13 protein-coding genes are annotated in these 17503 nt (G+C 58.9%); 11 read left to right on the top strand and 2 right to left on the bottom strand.

Annotated features, from left to right (window positions below):
• The first annotated feature begins 15 nt into the window (after window positions 1-15).
• From fusA to rplW, 5 genes are read left to right on the top strand one after another with little or no spacing between them, the layout of a single operon-like run.
• Entirely contained in the window at window positions 16-2118 is a 2103-nt protein-coding gene (gene fusA / locus FJE54_RS08940; protein ID WP_139652452.1) for an elongation factor G, read from the top strand.
• Window positions 2119-2165: 47 nt separating this feature from the next.
• Entirely contained in the window at window positions 2166-2474 is a 309-nt protein-coding gene (gene rpsJ, locus FJE54_RS08945) for a 30S ribosomal protein S10 (RefSeq protein ID WP_102377598.1), read from the top strand.
• A 14-nt stretch (window positions 2475-2488) separates the two neighbouring features.
• A complete protein-coding gene (gene rplC / locus FJE54_RS08950; protein WP_139652453.1) occupies window positions 2489-3109 on the top strand; it encodes a 50S ribosomal protein L3 in 621 nt (206 codons plus the stop codon).
• Between the two features lie 32 nt (window positions 3110-3141).
• Window positions 3142-3765 carry a 50S ribosomal protein L4 gene (rplD, locus tag FJE54_RS08955; protein WP_139652454.1) on the top strand — a complete coding sequence of 208 codons (624 nt, stop codon included), beginning with the start codon at window positions 3142-3144 and terminating at the stop codon, window positions 3763-3765.
• Window positions 3765-4049, top strand: coding sequence for a 50S ribosomal protein L23 (gene rplW, locus FJE54_RS08960; RefSeq protein WP_139652455.1), 285 nt, complete (start codon window positions 3765-3767; stop codon window positions 4047-4049). Before rplD ends, rplW begins: the two co-directional genes overlap by 1 nt.
• Before the next feature lie 397 nt (window positions 4050-4446).
• Here the strand turns inward: rplW and FJE54_RS08965 are convergent, their stop codons facing one another.
• Window positions 4447-8607, bottom strand: a complete 4161-nt coding sequence (locus tag FJE54_RS08965; RefSeq protein ID WP_139652456.1) for a BadF/BadG/BcrA/BcrD ATPase family protein — start codon at window positions 8605-8607, stop codon at window positions 4447-4449.
• Between the two features lie 653 nt (window positions 8608-9260).
• Between FJE54_RS08965 and FJE54_RS16510 the strand changes: the two genes are divergently transcribed.
• Entirely contained in the window at window positions 9261-9446 is a 186-nt protein-coding gene (locus FJE54_RS16510) for a zinc-ribbon domain-containing protein (protein WP_439653132.1), read from the top strand.
• Window positions 9447-9469: 23 nt separating this feature from the next.
• Here the strand turns inward: FJE54_RS16510 and FJE54_RS08975 are convergent, their stop codons facing one another.
• Window positions 9470-9685, bottom strand: coding sequence for a helix-turn-helix domain-containing protein (locus tag FJE54_RS08975; RefSeq protein ID WP_139652457.1), 216 nt, complete (start codon window positions 9683-9685; stop codon window positions 9470-9472).
• 236 nt (window positions 9686-9921) lie between these two features.
• Here FJE54_RS08975 and FJE54_RS08980 point away from each other — a divergent pair, with 236 nt between their 5' ends.
• From FJE54_RS08980 to FJE54_RS09000, 5 genes are all read left to right on the top strand, one after another.
• On the top strand, window positions 9922-11466 hold the full coding sequence (locus FJE54_RS08980; protein ID WP_180326674.1) for a response regulator transcription factor: 1545 nt from the start codon (window positions 9922-9924) through the stop codon (window positions 11464-11466).
• A gap of 42 nt (window positions 11467-11508) precedes the next feature.
• Complete coding sequence (locus tag FJE54_RS08985) at window positions 11509-12942, top strand: helix-turn-helix transcriptional regulator (protein ID WP_139652459.1); 1434 nt, start codon at window positions 11509-11511, stop codon at window positions 12940-12942.
• 230 nt (window positions 12943-13172) lie between these two features.
• Window positions 13173-15665: a molybdopterin-dependent oxidoreductase gene (locus FJE54_RS08990; RefSeq protein ID WP_139652460.1), complete on the top strand. Its 2493-nt coding sequence runs from the start codon at window positions 13173-13175 to the stop codon at window positions 15663-15665.
• Between the two features lie 15 nt (window positions 15666-15680).
• Window positions 15681-16025 carry a 4Fe-4S dicluster domain-containing protein gene (locus tag FJE54_RS08995; RefSeq protein ID WP_139652461.1) on the top strand — a complete coding sequence of 115 codons (345 nt, stop codon included), beginning with the start codon at window positions 15681-15683 and terminating at the stop codon, window positions 16023-16025.
• A 212-nt stretch (window positions 16026-16237) separates the two neighbouring features.
• Window positions 16238-17503 carry an MFS transporter gene (locus FJE54_RS09000; protein WP_139652462.1) on the top strand — a complete coding sequence of 422 codons (1266 nt, stop codon included), beginning with the start codon at window positions 16238-16240 and terminating at the stop codon, window positions 17501-17503.

Raw genomic sequence — 17503 nt, forward strand, 5'->3', positions numbered from 1 at the left:
AGGGCGGTATCGAGTATGGCTAAAACACCCCTCAAGGATACGCGCAACATCGGCATCATGGCTCATATCGACGCCGGTAAGACCACGACCACCGAGCGCATCCTCTACTACACGGGCAAGACCCACAAGATCGGCGAGGTTCACGACGGCGCTGCCACCATGGACTGGATGGTCCAGGAGCAGGAGCGCGGCGTAACCATCACCTCGGCGGCCACCACGACCTTCTGGGAAAAGGAAGGCGTGAGCTACCGTATCCAGATTATCGATACGCCCGGCCACGTTGACTTCACCTCCGAAGTCGAGCGCAGCCTGCGTGTTCTCGACGGCGCCGTCGCTGTGTTTGACGCGGTCGCCGGCGTGCAGCCCCAGTCCGAAACCGTGTGGCGCCAAGCGCATCGCTACGGCGTGCCGCGCATCGCCTACATCAACAAGTACGACCGCGTGGGAGCAGATTTCTTCCATGCCATCGACACCATGAAGGACCGTCTCGACGCACCTGCCATCGCAGCTCAAATGCCGATGGGCGCCGAGGACAACTTCTGGGGCGTCATCGATCTTGTCACCATGACCGCATGGGACTTCAAGGCCGATGACAAGGGCATGACCTACCCCGAGCCGATGGACGCGATTCCCGCAGAGTTCGCCGACGAAGCCGAGATGCGCCACCAGGAGCTGCTCGAGGCTGCAGCCGACTGCGACGACGACCTCATGGAGAAGGTCCTCATGGAGGAAGAGGTCTCCGTCGAGGAGCTCAAGGCCGCCATCCGCAAGGGTACGATCGAGAGCAAGATGAACCCGGTGTTCGTCGGTTCCTCTTACAAGAACAAAGGCGTGCAGGAGTTGCTCGACGCCGTAGTGGACTACCTTCCGAGCCCGATCGACGTTCCCGCCATCAAGGGCGTCAACCCCGATACGGGCGAAGAAGACGAGCGCGCTTCCGATCCGAAGGGCCCGTTCGCGGCGCTTGCGTTCAAGATCATGACCGACCCGTTCGTCGGCAAGCTGACGTACTTCCGCGTGTACTCCGGTACGCTCGACGCAGGCAGCTACGTCATCAACGCCACGCGCGACAAGAAGGAGCGCATCGGCCGTCTGCTCGAGATGCATTCGAACAACCGCGTCGACATCGATTCCTGCTCCGCTGGTGACATCTGCGCGGCCGTCGGCCTCAAAGACACCACCACAGGCGATACGCTCTGCGACGAGAAGGCTCCGATCATCCTCGAATCGATGGAGTTCCCCGATCCGGTTATCGACATCGCCATCGAGCCGAAGACCAAGGCCGAGCAGGACAAGCTTGGCGTTGCACTCCAGAAGCTCGCCGAAGAGGATCCGACGTTCAAGGTTTCCACGAACCAGGAAACCGGCCAAACCATCATCGCCGGTATGGGCGAGCTCCACTTGGAGATCATCGTCGACCGTTTGCTGCGCGAGTTCAAGGTCGAGGCGAACGTCGGCAAGCCGCAGGTTGCCTACCGCGAAACGGCTACCAAGCCGGTGCAGGGCGCCGAGGGCAAGTTCGTGCGCCAGTCGGGCGGTCGCGGCCAGTACGGCCATGCGGTCATCAACCTGATTCCGCAAGAGGCGGGCGATGGCTACGAGTTCGAGAACAAGATCGTGGGCGGCGTTATCCCCAAGGAGTACATCAACCCGATCGACAAGGGCATCCAAGAAGCGCTCAACTCGGGCGTGCTCGCCGGATACCCGGTCGTTGACATCAAAGTCGAGCTCGTCGACGGTTCGTATCACGAGGTCGACTCCTCGGAGGCCGCGTTCAAGGTTGCCGGCTCCATGGCCGTCAAGGACGCCCTCAAGAAGTCGAGCCCCGTCATCCTCGAGCCGATGATGTCGGTCGAGGTCGAGACGCCGGAAGAGTACATGGGCGACGTCATGGGCAACCTTTCGAGCCGTCGTGGTCAGATCCAGGGCATGGGCGATCGCGGCAACGCGAAGACCATCAAGGCGAAGGTGCCCCTGAGCGAAATGTTCGGTTACGCGACCGATCTTCGTTCCGGTACGCAGGGTCGCGCAGTCTACACGATGCAGTTCGACTCCTACGAGCCGGTCCCGAAGAACGTTGCAGAAGAAATCATCAGCAAGGCTGGCGGGAACGCGTAAGCCTTTCGGCTGCCGCATTTCGCTTATAGCTAACGGAGGTAAAACAAGTGGCTAATCAAAAGATTCGCATCCGCTTGAAGGGCTATGACCACGAGATCGTGGATCAGTCCACGAAGCTCATCGTGGACACCGCTCAGAAGACGGGTGCAAAGGTTTCCGGTCCCATTCCGCTGCCGACCGAGCGCAACATGTACTGCGTGATCCGTTCACCCCACGTGAACAAGGATTCGCGCGAGCAGTTCGAGATGCGCACGCACAAGCGTCTGATCGACATCTTGGAGCCGACCCCCAACACGGTCGATTCCCTGATGCGTTTGGACCTCCCGGCCGGCGTCGACATCGAGATCAAGCTGTAAGGGGGCAAACGATCATGATCACTACCATCTACGGTAAGAAACTGGGTATGACCCAGATCTTCGCCGAGGACGACCGCGTGCTTCCCGTGACGGTCATCCAAGCGGAGCCCAACAAGATCTGCCAGGTCAAAACCGCTGAGACCGACGGCTACGAAGCCGTTCAGCTCGGCTTCGGCTCCATCAAGGAGAAGAAGGTCAACAAGCCGATGGCGGGGCACTTCAAGAAGCAGGGCACCGATCCGGTGCGTTACCTTCGCGAGGTCCGTGTGGACGCTGCGGGCGATTTCAAGGTGGGCGACGAGGTAACGGTCGCAAACCTGAACGATGCCAAGAAGGTTCACGTGACGGGCACGTCCAAGGGCAAAGGCTTCGCAGGCGTTATGCGCCGCTACAACTTCGCCGGCGGTCCGGGCGGCCACGGTGCGCACTTCCATCGCGCTCCGGGTTCGGTCGGCCAGTGCGCTACGCCGTCCCGCGTGTTCAAGGGCCTGAAGCTCCCCGGTCACATGGGCTGTGAAACCGTCACCGTGAAGAACCTCGATGTTGTTCGCATCGATGAAGACCAGAACCTCATCCTCGTGAAGGGCGCTGTTCCCGGCGGTAAGAACGCCGTGGTCCGCATTCGCATGGCATAGAGTGCTTGAGAAACTTGAGGAGTTAAGACATTATGGCAAGTATTGAAGTAAAGAATGCAAGCGGCAAGAAGGTCAAAAGCGCCGACCTGTCCGCTTCCGTGTTCGGCATCGAGCCGAACGTGCATGCCATGCACGAAGTTGTCCGTGCCCAGCGCGCCTCGTGGCGCAGCGGCACTCACAACACGCTGACCCGCGGTCAGGTGCGTGGCGGCGGCAAGAAGCCGTGGCGCCAGAAGGGTACCGGCCGTGCCCGCCAAGGTTCCACCCGTTCGCCCCAGTGGGCAGGCGGCGGAACCGTGTTCGGCCCCCATCCGCGTTCCTATGCGATCAAGGTGCCGAACAAGGTCGTGAAGCTTGCGATGCGCTCGGCGCTTTCCGCGAAGCTGGCCGACGGCGAACTCATCGTGATCGAGGAGTTCGGCTTCGAGAAGCCCTCGACCAAGCAGGCTGCAGCTGCCATTAAGGCGCTCGGGTGCGAAGGCCGTACGACCGTGGTCATCGCCGACGACGACGTGAACGCGTACCTGTCGCTTCGGAATCTTCCGCGTGTGAACGTGATTCCCGTTGCCGAGGCGAATACCTACGAGCTCATCGACAACAAGGCGCTCGTCTTCACGGCAGCCGCCCTGGCTCGCATCGAGGAGGTGCTCGCATAATGAAGGATCCCCGCGAAGTCATCATCCGCCCGATCATCTCGGAGCATAGCTACGACATGATGGAGCAGAACTGCTACACGTTCGAGGTTGCCAAGACCGCTAATAAGGTCGAGATCGCCCAGGCGATCGAAGCCATCTTCGACGTGAAGGTAGCGAAGGTCAACACGCTCAACGTGAAAGCCAAGCCCAAGCGCGTCCGCTACCAGCTCGGTAAGACCCGCACGTGGAAGAAGGCTATGGTCACCCTCAAAGAAGGTGACTCGATCGAGCTGTTCGCCTCGTAAGGTCGGCATCGAATCGATCAGAGAGATAAAGGCCTCCGAGCGATCTATTCGCTCGGAGGCCTTTTTGCGCGCTGCGCTTTGGCCTTCGCTATCCCATAGCCGCCTTTGTTAGGCTCTTCCTGTATGCTGCGGTTTCGGATGCGTTGTTCCCTTCCAGGACCGATACAAGCTGCTCTGCACTGAAAGTCTTACGTCGGAAAGCGGTTCTAATACTTCATTGCGGGCGCAAATCGCAAAAAATAGTACCCCATTATCTACGGCTGCACCCGATTTCATCCTATCGGTGTCATGCTTTTTCGATCGAAAACGGTCATCATACTCAGTGCGCGCATGCTCGCCGGCGCATCGAACGCAAAGCGTTTGCCGTCCCCCGCGGTTGCTTTGCCGTTTGTCGGCCTTAAAGTTCGTCGGAAGCATGCGCGTTTCTCTTTTTGGCAGCTTCCGCGACGAGCAGGATGCGGTTCTTGCGGTTGAGCGCCGAAGCGTCCGGGTCGTAATCGATGACGGTGATCGACAAATTCGGAAACCGCTCCTTCAGCTCCCTGAGCGCTCCGCGCGATTCGATGTGCCCTTTCAGACATCCGAAACTCTGAGCATACACCACATGGTCGATGCCGCGATCGTTCCATATCCTGAGCTGATCGAGATAGCGAACATCATCGACCAAGAGCTTATCTGCGTGCGGCAACACCGCTTCGCAGTCGAGCGATTCGATAAGCGAGAGGAGATCGTCGTTCAAGGCGCGCTCGAATGTGAGATAGGGGTTGCCGATAATGCCGATCCGAGGCTTGCGCGTCGGGGCTTTCGACAGCTTGCTCGGGGCGGCCGCATGTGCCGGTTGTCTTTCGAAGCCTCCTCCGCCGTTTCGAGGCGGCGCTTCGCCTGCCGACCACTGCCGCTTCAAGACGACGGCGATGTCGCGGCCGAGCGGGAAGCGGACGAGTTCGGGAAGCGCGTCGAAAAGACACGAGACGCATCCTTCATCCACGATGACGGTGTCGATGTGCGGATCGGCCCTGCTGAGCCTGATGATGCGTCCCGCAACGGCGGCCACCGTCGAGCAGATGTCCTGGCTCACCTCTTGACGACCGACTTCGACGTCTTCGCGCTCGATTCTGCCGAGGGCTACGCTGCGGCTCGGGGACTGCGGATGTCCAGGGAAAGACGGGGCCGATTCGGCTTCGCTCGGATTCTCCGCAGCGGTACGTGATGCGATGTGCGGGGCGGAGGCCGACATTCGGGATTCAGAGGAGCTGGCGCACGCGCGTCCCGGGGGAGACGGAAAGCCGCCGCCGCTCGTGGCCCTTTTGGTCTCGGCGCCCTTCCTCCCTTCGATGGTATCGGCGAGCGTGCGCAAACGGATGAGGACGTGCGCCGTGTCGGCGATCTCGTCTACCTTGAGCGCCGTAAAGGGATGATCGGCGGCTTCGAGCACCTGTTTCGCCTCAAGCAGGCTCACGGCATCGAAGGCGCAGCCGAACGATTGCAGGCATACCATGTCGATGTCTCTGCGGGTTGCCGTAAACGCTGCGAGGCGGCCGAGGCGCTTGCCCTGCTTCCAGAGTGCATGGGATGCAAGCGCGCCATCCTCGCCAGCGGCCAGGGGAGCCTCGGCCTTGCGTGCGGGCGCAGCGGTATCGGCGGAATAGGTGTCGAGGGAGGCTTCGGTAGTGGCAGGTGCGCTCGAAGCAGGATTTCGCAGAGCTTTATGCGCGGAGCGTGCGAGCTCATCGAGGCCGACGGGCGAGAGGACGGCGAATCCCAGCGAAGCGAGCATGGCATCGATGCCATGGCACAGTGCGCTGTCGGCGTGGTAGGGCCTGCCGGCGAGCACGATTCCGTGTGCTTGCTCGGCTTCGATCCACGAAAGGGCCTTCTCGCATGCTCGTCTCATCGTGCAGGCGAACGCCTCCTGCTCGGCGAGGGCGGCGGTGAGGGCGCAGTCGAACTCTTCGAGGCAAACGGGGTGGTCGCCCGGTGCGAAGGAGTTTACGGCGGCGAAGAGCGCTGCGCGGTCCTCTTCGCTCGAAACGATCTGAGCGGGTTTCAAGGAGGCGAGTTCGGGACTCGCGAACCGGGTGGTGCCATCGTGCAGAAGCGGCATGCTATCGTTGACGGCGCGAGCGTACAAGCTCGATACCGGGCAATGCGAGCCGCGATGGTATACGGGCATGAACACGACGTTTGCGCCGCGCTCGATAAGCGAGAAGATGCGCTCGTGGCCGATCTTCGCTGGATAGCAGACGCTTTCCGAGGGGATGGTATCGATTCCGCCCGAGCCGAGGTCGACGGCAAAGCCTGTGGAAACCGAGAAACCGAGCCGCACCATGAGCGTGTGCCAGAACGGAATGGTCTCGCAGTCGTTGAGGGTCGAAGGAAGGCCGACGACGATGTGCCCGCGCCCGTCCGCCTCGTTGCCTTCGCAGTCGGCAAAGCGAAAGAGCAGGCCCTGCTCGAGCGCGACGGTGTTGGGGGCTTTCGAGGGAGTTTTGCCCTGCGTGCCGATGCGCCCCTGAGTGTTCTCGAAGAACCCGTAAGCCCGTTCGCAGCGGTTGCCGTCAACGAAGCATCGTGGGGGCGCGGCGGAGTTCGGGTCGTGCGGCGTGCGGGCACGTTCGGCTATCGCTCGCCCCTGGGAAGAGTTTTTAGGCGCTCGCTCGCGGACCTGTTCGAATGTGACGATGGAGAGTGCGCAGGCGTTCGCACACCCTGGGCAGGTTTCGCTGCGAAAGCGTGGTTCGAGCACGGCGATCTCTTCGCTGGTGGAAAGCGTGCTCGGGCGGCTTCCGGCACGCGATCGGGCAACGAGCGCAGCACCGTATGCGCCCATGAGGTGCGCGATGTCGGGACGCAGCGCATGGGTTTTCGTGACGAGCTCGAACGCGCGCAACACGGCGTCGGACAGAAACGTGCCGCCCTGTACGACTACCTCGTTGCCGAGCGAATCGAGGTTGTCGAGGCCGATCACCTTGAAGAGCGCATTGTTGACGACCGAGTAGGCGATGCCTGCGGAGATGTCGCCGTAGGATACGCCGATCTTCTGTGCATGGCGCACGCGCGAGGTCATGAAGACCGTGCACTTGGTGCCGAGGTCTACCGGCGCCGGTGCCTTGACGGCAAGATCTGAAAACGAGTAGGGCGTGCAGCGCAAGGAGTGAGCGCTTCCTTCGACGAACGATCCGCAGCCCGACGAGCAGGCTTCGTTGAGTACTGCTTTAGAGATCGCGCCGTGGTCGGTCCAGAGCGCTTTCATATCCTGGCCGCCGATGTCGAGCACGAAGCTTACGTTGGGTCGAAAGGCGCGGGCGGCTCGCAGGTGGGCCGTGGTTTCGACGACGCCTGAATCGATGCCGAAAGCGGTTTTCAGTAAGCGCTCGCCGTACCCGGTGACGGTGGCATGGGCGATGCGGACAAGCGGCGTGCCGTCGTATTCGTTGGGCAGCGCGCGGTAGAGATCGAGCAACATCGCCGAGGCGGCTGCGAGCACGTTTCCTTCGACGGGTCGGTAATCCGAGTACAGCAGGCGCTCGTCGTCGTCGATCAATGCAAGCTTGACCGCCGTCGACCCCGCATCGATGCCGAGGTATACGGTGCCCTCGGTATCCGCTATGCGCCGCCGCGGCACCTTTTCCATTTCATGGCGTGCTCTGAACGCTTCGTACTCGTCGTCGGACGAAAAGAGCGGAGCAAGACGCGCGAGGTCGTCGTGGGCAGTGCAGGTGTTTTTTAGGGCGGCTTCGAGTGCGACAAGCGACGTTTCAACCGGGCTTTCGTCGAGCCGGGCGGGATCGCCCGCGGCGAGCGCGGCACCCAATGCGGTGAACAGGTGGGCGTTCGCAGGTTTGATCCCCGTGCGATGATCGAGTCCGAGCGCTGCGCGAAAGCGGTGCACAAGGCTCGCGATGTGCTCGAGCGGACCGCCGAGGAACACAACGGTGCCCGTGATGGGGCGTCCGCAGGCAAGCCCCCCGAGCGTTTGCTTGACGACGGCATCGAGCGCGCTTGCGGCGATGTCCGTTTTCTTCGCGCCTGCGTTGAGAAGTGGCCGTACGTCGGTTTGGGCGAACACGGCACAGCGCGATGCGATGGGGTAGGTTTTGGTGGCACCCATCGCAAGGCTGCTCATTTCTCGGGAAGAAACGCCGAGCATGAACGCGATGGTGTCGATGAAGCCGCCGGTTCCGCCTGCGCAGGTTGCGTTCATGCGCTGCTCCAGACCGCCCGAGAGGTAGACCACCTTCGCATCCTCGCCGCCGAGTTCGATGATGGCGTCGGCTTGGGGCAGCGCGTTCTGGACGGCATAGGTGGTAGCGACCACCTCCTGCACGAACGGCAACCCGAGCGCGGCGGCAAGCTCGATGCCCGCCGAACCGGTAACTGCGACTGTGCCTGCCGCATCTCCGTAGCGCCACACGAGGTCGTGCACGACCTCACCGAGCGTCGTTTTGATGTCGGCCCGGTGTCTGCGATACGCCGAGCGCTCAATTGCGCCCGACTCGTCGAGAACGACGACCTTGATGGTCTTGGACCCCGCGTCTATGCCGATTCTGAATGCCATAGGTACTATCTATACCGCAAAACGCGGCAAAGCGCTATGAGTCGGCGAGCATGAATCGGCAATTCTCTTTTACGCAACGATGATACCCGCAAGCGTCCTGGGTGCTTTTTTGTGCTCTTGCAAGCGGTCTCATACTTTAAATGAGCTGAAAAATACCTGATGGGAAGACAAGATTAGTCTGTTGGTATTATCTCTTATCTTCTATTTAGTGACGATCACGGGATGCTTTCGGTGAAGCCCGTTGCTAGAGTTTCCTTCAGGTTCTCGAGTAAAAGTGAAAGGATACACCATGTGTTTCAGACCAGCTTCCGTCGAGCTCGACAAAACGTGCTCGAAATGCGGTGCTCCATGCAAAGCTTCCGAAACCGAATGTCCCGAATGCGGCGAACGCTTGCCGGCGGGTCCGGCGATGCCCGGTAGCCCGGGCGCTCCAGGGGCTCCCGGGGCGCCGAAAGCGCCGGGAGCGCCAGGCGCGCCGAAGGCTCCGGGGGCTCCCGGTGCGCCGAATCGGCCTGGGGGCAATTAGGCTGTATACTCGATCGCGGCGATGCGGTTATTGTTCGCATCGCCGCAAAACGGCCTGCAAGCCGTCGAATGCTTGAGCGAGTACGAGAGGTTTGGCGCGTATCGGATTCGGCAGGAAGGAGGAAGGCATGTGCTATCCCTGTACTCATTGCAACAAATGCGGTCGCGAACCCGAACCTGGACGCTGTCCGCGGTGCGGGTATGCGAACGGACTCGGTGCGCAGATATGCACGCGGTGCGGCGCACTGTTTCCTCGTCCACCCGGGCCGCCTCCTGAAAGAAAAGCGGCTGATCGCACAGAACGTGTGTCCTGAGCGATCCGGTCGCCGTTGCGGATTCAGATGCCGTCGAGAAACTCCGAAAGCGTCAAGCCGAATCCGTTTGCGATTCTCTCTATCATATCGATGCTCGGGTTTCTTTCGCCTGATTCGACCCTGCTGAGATACGCCCGTTCGATATTCACCATGTTGGCGAACGTGACTTGCGTCAAACCGTTTTGCTTGCGCAGCGAACGGATTCTTGCACCGATGGCTTTTCTCGTGGCTTTAGTCATGGGGAAATGGTATCTTTAGCACTAAGATTTACGGTGTCCGATAGAACACATCAGGTGGTAACAGTAAGAAATGAGCACGTTTAGGAGCGCGTGGACTACCGATCGCACGTCGAACGGTCGGACGATTATGGTAATCTCTTAGATGCTTGAAGTCCACAGCGTCTTGGACGCGGTCTAAAAAACGAGAGAGCCGACTCTCTTATATGGCGAATGCAATAACTGGGGGTAGATGTTGCATGGAAGACGTATCGATCAGTCACGTACCCGATCTCGAGCAGACGGAAAAGAAGACCCGCGAAAAGAAAAACGAATGGCTTTTCGTCAACCCGTATCTTATCGCAGGAATCGCAGGGGCGTCGTTTTGCTTCTCTTGGTTTTTCTCGATTCTTCTCACCCCTGATTTTCTCTATTCCCATCTTGCCGATACACGCGTCGATCAGTTGCTTCATATAGCGTTTGCCGCGGTTTTGTTCATAACGTATCTGATCGTTTGGCGGCTATCGGGTTTCTTCCAGCGCCATAGGGGGTTTCTTCTCGTTATCGCTCTTGTATGCGGTCTTATAAGCGCTTTTCCTGTGGTATGGCCGGGATTTCTCCAGGATGCAGTGCTTCCGGTGAGGACTGCATGTGCAGGAATAGGCGTGGCATCACTTGCGACGCTCTGGGTCGAATTTCTTTGTGTGCATCTCAAGGAGCAAGTACGCGTGGCAATTGCCTCGATATTCGTTTTGTCGTTTGTCTGGTATGCCGGTGTGCTGCTCGTCGATGAGAGGTACTCGCCGTTTGTCGTCGTGGCTTTCGTTCTCGTATCATGCGGGGTCTACTATTTCTTACGTAAGAATTTTGCTCTTATGGACGCCATGCCGGCAATCGAGGCCCGCGAATCCGATTCGAGACTGCTCATTACCTGGAAACCGTCGTTGTTGACGGTGATGGGATCAGTTGCCCAAGGGTTTGTGCTCTATTGGCTTTTGCAGGCGGAAGCGCATGCTTCAGCGACATCGTTTTTACTCGAGGGGGTATCGCTCGTTGTCGTGGTACTCTTGCTCGTTGATTCGCTGAAATCGTTCACCATCAAGGAATCGTTTATTAGGAAGCTGTTCCTTCCCGTGTTGGCGGCATGTATCCTGGCACTCCTTTTCATCCCCGCTGAATGGCGCTATGTGCCATGCTTACTCGCGTTCGGCTTTTCGCTCCTACCGTATTCGAGTGCAATTTTCGCAACGTGCGAACATATCGTGCGTTGCCGCCTTTCTGCGATCCGTGCGTTCTCCTGGGCTCGCCTCTATGCGTCCATCGGTCTTCTCATCGGTTTGGGGGCGGGATGGTTGGCCTTTTCGAGCAAAGTGTTCGGCGATGTGACCCTGCCCGTCCTGATCGTTATCATCGTGATGTTCTTCATCCTCGTGTCGACAACCCTGAGTACGAAAAGCTATTACCCAGGCGAAGACGAGGAAGGTGAGAGGATCGCCCGTATCGGGCAAAACGGAGAAATCCTGTTCGAGCTGGTCGAGCATCAAGCAGACCATCCGGGTGACGGCAAAAAATACTTCCAGCAAAAATGCGATGCCATAGCTCGTATATACGGTCTGACAAACAGGCAAACTGAGGTGTTGCATCTGCTTGCGAAGGGCCGCAATGCAGCGTATATCCAAAAGCAGTTGGTGATTTCCCAGCATACAGCGAAGGCTCATATCTACTCGATCTACAAAAAGACGGAAACTCATTCCCAGCAAGATCTGATGGACCTCGTTGAGGCTTACGAGCTCTACGAGGGGTAAGCGTTGTTGCCGTTCCGAACGATTTCGAAGTGAGGTGATAGTATGCCAGCAATCGAATCCAAAGGTGCGGTAGGGATAGGTTCGCTTAAGCTCGGCGTTGACGCTTTGGGAGGTTTCGTCGGGTTCGGGTGCACTATAGCCTCCATTCTGGCGTTGTTCGTCGTCGTCCCCGACCTCGTTGCGGATATTGGTGTTGACGCGCTGCAGCTCAGGTTTGTGTACGCGGTGTCCATGGCTCTCGGGTTCATGATCGTTCGCATGGGCGCTTACGTGATTGCGCGTCGCAAATGCACGGTGCTTTTCGCGGGAGCAATCATAGGGCTTGCCGCTATGGCTGCGGTTTTGTTCGCGCCGATTTCCTTCACTGCCGTTCGCGTAGTATGTCAGATCGTGTCCGCTGTCGGACTCTCCTTTTTAGCGTTGCAGTGGTTCAGCTATCTGTGCTCTCAGCCGAACCGTATCATACTCATGCTTGTAGCCGCAGGCGTTGCTGCGGGGATTGCGGGATGCCTGATCGAGCAGTATCTTGTGCGAGAAGCCGCTCGCATCGTGATCCTAGCCATGTGGGCTACTTCGTTTGGCTGCATGGTCGCTCTGGTTCGTTTTCGGTCTGAAGACGCTCTTCCGCTCGCTATCGGCAACAAGGAATCCGACAAACGTTCGAAAATTCTCTGGACTTCGACGATCATGCTCTCCTTCAGCAGTTTCGAGTTCGGTTTCACGGTGAGCGTTGCATCGGAAGTGGGGGCGACGGCGGTGTGTCTCGGTGCGGCGATTGTAGCTGCGGCGCTTCTTGCGGTCGACTGGATGAACCGGAGGATGATAACCGAACGGAGCATGTCGCCGCTCAAGCCGCCGTTGACTATGCTGGCTTTTGTAGCGTTGTTCTTGTTCGGCGATGTCGTTCAGGTCGTCTCGCTCTGCGTCCTCTCTGCGCTATTCTCCATTTATACGGTTTTCGGGTGGGCTGCTATGGTCGAACACGTGCGCATTTCGCGTTTGGCACCTTTGCGCACGTTCTCAAAGGCTCGCCTCATGGATTATTGCGGCATGGCGTTCGGTCTCATATGCGGCTACGCGGTCTTCCTGATGGCACAGCAGGGCGGTCTTCTCGCGGTGCAGGTGTCGGCGGCCATTGCGATTGCGTACAGCTTTCTCGCTGCGTTCTGCCATAAAGCACGGTTTCCCGAATCGGGCGTCGAAGACGTCGGACGCGCATCGCTTCCCGAAACGAAGGGGTTGTGGAAGAAACGGTGCCGTGCGGTAAGTGAGCAGCACGGGCTTTCGGAGCGGCAGTACGAAGTGCTCATGTTGGTTGCCCAGGGTCGCAACGCCAAGTACATCGAACAGACACTCACGATTTCGCTCAGCACGGCGCAGACGCATATCAGAAACATCTACCGCAAAACCGGCGTTCATTCTCGGCAAGAGCTTTTAAACCTCATCGAGAATACGAAACTGTACGGTGAAGACTGATTCTCGCCTCATTGGTCTTCGGGTATGAGGCGTTGGGCGGCTTAGTCGGTCGTACCCATAGCCCTTTGGCGCTAGGCTGATCTTTTGGCGTTTCCCGAGGTCGGCTATCGTCAAAAAATAGGTATGCACCCGAACACCAGCAACGGTACGATGACATCCTCTTTTGTCCGGAGCTATTCTTCGCGTCAATGGCACCGTCATACGCCAGAGACGAGAAGGAGGAATGGCTCATGGCCGATTATCAAGGATTCTTGGATGGCATAGACCGCGCAGCCTACCATGAGGGCGAGGTAACGTGGGAGGAAGACGGCTATACCGTAACGCGTACGTATAACTACACGGCACCCGGCTGTCACGACTCATGCGGCGTGCTGCTGTATACCAAAGACGGCAAGCTGGAAAAGGTCGAGGGCGATCCGCTCGATCCCTATGCGAACGGTAAGCTCTGCATGCGCTGCCTCGACCTCGAGGAGATGGTCAATCATCCGCAGCGTTTGAAGTACCCGATGAAGCGAGCGGGCGAGCGCGGCGAGAACAAGTGGGAGCGCATCACGTGGGACGAGGCGCTCGACATGATCGAAACCTACATCAAAGAAGAGATCGACGGTAAGGGTCTCGGCCGCGAAGCGATCCTCGTCGGGCACGGCACGGGCCGCAACATCAACTGGCAGGTGCCCTTCATCGCTGGTGCGTGCTTCAGGACGGCGAATGTGGGCGGCATCTACTTCTCCGGATGGTGGTGCTACATGCCGCGCGTGTGCGGTGCTGCAGGACCTTTGGGAGATTATCCAATCGTGGATGCGTCCGAGACGCTGCCCGATCGCTACGCAAACAGCGAGTGGGAGCGTCCCGACGTACTGGTCGTGTGGGGCAACGAACCGCTTAAATCGAACGGCGACGGGTATCTGGGCCACTGGCTGAACGTATGCGTGCAGGCCGGTACGAAAATCGTTTCCATCGATCCGATGCTTACCTGGTGGGGTGCGCGAGCCGAGTACTGGTTGCAGCCGCATCCCGGCACCGACTGCTGCATTGCGCTTGCGTGGCTGAATGTCATCATGAACGAAGATATCATCGACCACGAGTTTGTAGAGAACTGGTGCGCATACTACGACGAGCTCAAGGAGCATGTCCAGGAGTTCACTCCCGAATGGGCTTCGTCAATTACGGGCGTTCCTGCCGATCTGATCGCGGCATCGGCTCGATTGTATGCGCATGCCGACAAGGGGGCCATCCAGTGGGGCCTCGTGTTCGATGCGGGTACGAGCTCTTCGATGCATTGGGTCGAGGCCGTCTGCGATCTCATGGCTATCTGCGGCAACATTGAGAAGCCGGGTACGCACGTGCTTGTGCATAACTCTTTTGATATCAACGCAGGCTACTCGTCGGTCGATCTGTACGCCGATCCGCAGGCGCTCGAGCGTAAGTTCCGTAAGTGGATGGTGGGCGACGAGGGTCTCGACTTCGTCGGCATGTCAAACTGCGATGCGATGGCATCGGTACTCGAAGCAGGCGAGATTCCCGCGACTGGCGAGCCGTATCCCATCAAAATGCTCTGGGCGCAGAGCTGCAACGCCTTCGCTGGGCATGAGGGGCAGGCACCGCGCGCGTACAAGTACATGTCTCAGATTCCCTTCATCGTATACGCTGATCCGTTCATTACGCCGACGATGGTGGCACTTGCGGACATCATTTTGCCGGTGTCGATGTCGGTCGAACGCGATTCGGCCCGTACGTGGTGGACGCCGTTGCGCGCCATGAAGAAGGTTACAAGCTTCTACGAAGCTAAATCCGACGAGGAAATCGCGCTGTGGCTCGGGAAGCGGCTGAACCCTGAATTGTTCGTTCGCTGGGACAGCGCCGAAGATTTCATCAACGATTACCTGCTTACCGACCTTGCGGTTGTCGGGCCTGACGGCAAAGTGAAAAAAGCAAACTTCTCGGCGGCCACCGATGACGAGTGGGGCCATACGTCGGTTACCGACGACAGCGGCCCCTCCATCACTACGAAGTGCCCCTATACCTTCGACCAGCTTGTCGAAGCAGGTGGCCATGCCTATGACGAGTGGAACGCCACGTACTACAAACACGAGAAAGGCATGCTGCGCCCCGACGGCCAGGTCGGGTTCAATACGCCATCGGGACGTATCGAGCTTGTGCCGACAATCTTTCAGGCGTGGGGCATACCCCCTTATCCGGTATACACGCCGGCACCTGAAACGTGGGAGACCACGCCCGAGATCATGGAGGAGTTGCCCTTCTACATGATCAACGGAGCCCGTTCGTATGAGTTCTTCCACACCGAGCACCGCCAAGCGCCCACGATGCGCGAATTCCATCCCGAACCGCGCGTCAAGGTATCGCCGAAGACGGCGGCCGAATACGACCTGCATGACGGCGACTGGATTTGGATGGAGAACAACGAGGGCCGCTGTAAGCAGATGGTTGAGGTGTTCGAGGGCATTCCCGACGATTGCATTTCAGCTGAACATGGGTGGTGGAAGCCCGAGGAGGATGCGGCGGAGCCGCACTTGAATGGGTGTTTCGATTACAACGTGAACAACCTCACGCGCAATTTCCAATCGGGGCCGGGCGGCATCGGATCGCCGATCAAATGCACGCGTTGCCGTATCTACAAAGTGAGCGACGGCGACGTTATGCCCGGCGAGCAGATCACCCGCCTCGGCGGCTGGCGCGATGATTACCAGCCCATGCAGGCCTAAAGGAGGAGACGAACAATGACCAAGGCGATTCTCATCAACTACGAGTACTGCACGGGCTGCCACTCCTGCGAGGTGGCCTGCAAGAAGCACCTGGGCCTGCCGGCGGGCGAGTTCGGCATCAAGCTCTCCGAGACCGGGCCCTACGAGTACCGAGGCGCCCCCGAGGGCCCCGGCAGGTGGGAGTGGACGTGGCTTCCCGTGATCACGAAGGCCTGCGACCTGTGCGAGTCACGCACCGAGAAGGGCAAGATGCCCGCCTGCGTGCAGCACTGCCAGGCGTGGTGCATGTACTACGGCGAGGTCTCAGAGCTCGCCGCCAAGATGGACGGGGAGACGCGCTGGGCGCTCTTCACGAAGTAGGCTGGCTTTCCGACTGCGACGGTGCCCGGCAGGATTGTCGGGCACCGCAAAACGACGGTCGGTCTTATACGTCGAATGCCCGAGATGCGATCGGGTCGTTCGACCCTTCCGAGGGGAAATACGGGCATGCGGAAAGGGGGAGCGTACGAAAGCGGCTGCTCTTGGAAGGGCTCATATAGTGGGGGTTTCATTCAATAAGGAGGTTTTAGGTTATGACTACCGATATTGATGCGCGCAGTAAGAAAAGGGCAATGCTCGTATTCGCCGGCTGCTGCGTTATGCAGGCTTTCGGTTTGGGTACCGTGCTGAACTCTTCGTCAGCTTACTTCGCCATCGTTCCCGGTGCGCTCGGGATCGATATGGGCGTCTTTGCGATGTGGATCACGTGCTACGGTATTGCTGCCCTGTTCGGTACGTTCTTTGCGGGTATCCTCATCCCGAAGTTCGGTGCGAAAATCATCATTTCCATCGACGTCGTCATTACGGCGCTTTGCTGCGTGGCGTTCACCTTCGCCGATCCGACGTGGACATGGCAGTTCATGGCAATCGGGGCCGTCATGGGTTTGACGGGTGGCATGTACTTCCTCTACGCGACCCCGCTGCTCATGGGCGCGTGGTTCGGTAAAAAGGTTCTGGGCCGCTATCTCGGCATCGCCCAACTCATGTCCGGTGTTGGCGGAGCTATTTTCCCACTCGTGTTCACCTCCCTTTCCACCGTCGTCGGCTGGCAGGGTGTGTACTACGTGAACGCTGTTCTTCTGCTCTGCATCCTTTTCTTCTCGCTGACGGTGTTCAGCGAAGATCCTGCGAAGATCGGACTGCATGCCTACGGCGCCGATGAGAACGAGATGACCGATTCGAAGAGTTTGCCCGGCGTGCCGCTTAAATATGCGCTTCCCACGCTCGCGTTCGTGCTTCTGTTCTTGGGCTGCATGCTCTCCGCGTTCCCCGGAAGCTACAATTCCTTCGTCCAGGCGAATGCCATCGAAGTGCTCGGCCCCGAGGCGCTCATCTTCTCCTCAACGCTCATGATCGCACTTCAGATCGGCTACATCATCGCATCGTTCGTCGGCGGCATCTTGGTCGACAAGATCGGCGTGCGCTGGCTCACGATCATTCTGTATGCGATCCTCATCGTCTGCTACATCAGCTTCTCCTTCGCTTCGAGTGAGCTGGCGCTTATGGCGACGGCCTTCTTCTTCGGCATGAACAACGCGATTGTAACCATCTCAGTGCCGATGCTTGCCCGCGAGCACTTCGGTATGAAAGCATACGACAAGATTCTGTCTTACTGCATGATGGGCGTCGGCCTGTGCGGATCGATGGGAGCTCCCGTCATCGGCATCATTTTCGACACCACGAAAACCTACAGCGGATCGTTCTTGGTCGGCGCGGTGATCGCGGTGATTGCCATCGCCATCATCCTGCTGTCGTTCATTCCCGCCAAGAAGGTCAAAGAGGCTCACTGGGAGGCGTAG

The sequence above is a fragment of the Raoultibacter phocaeensis genome, assembly GCF_901411515.1.
GTDB lineage: Bacteria > Actinomycetota > Coriobacteriia > Coriobacteriales > Eggerthellaceae > Raoultibacter > Raoultibacter phocaeensis.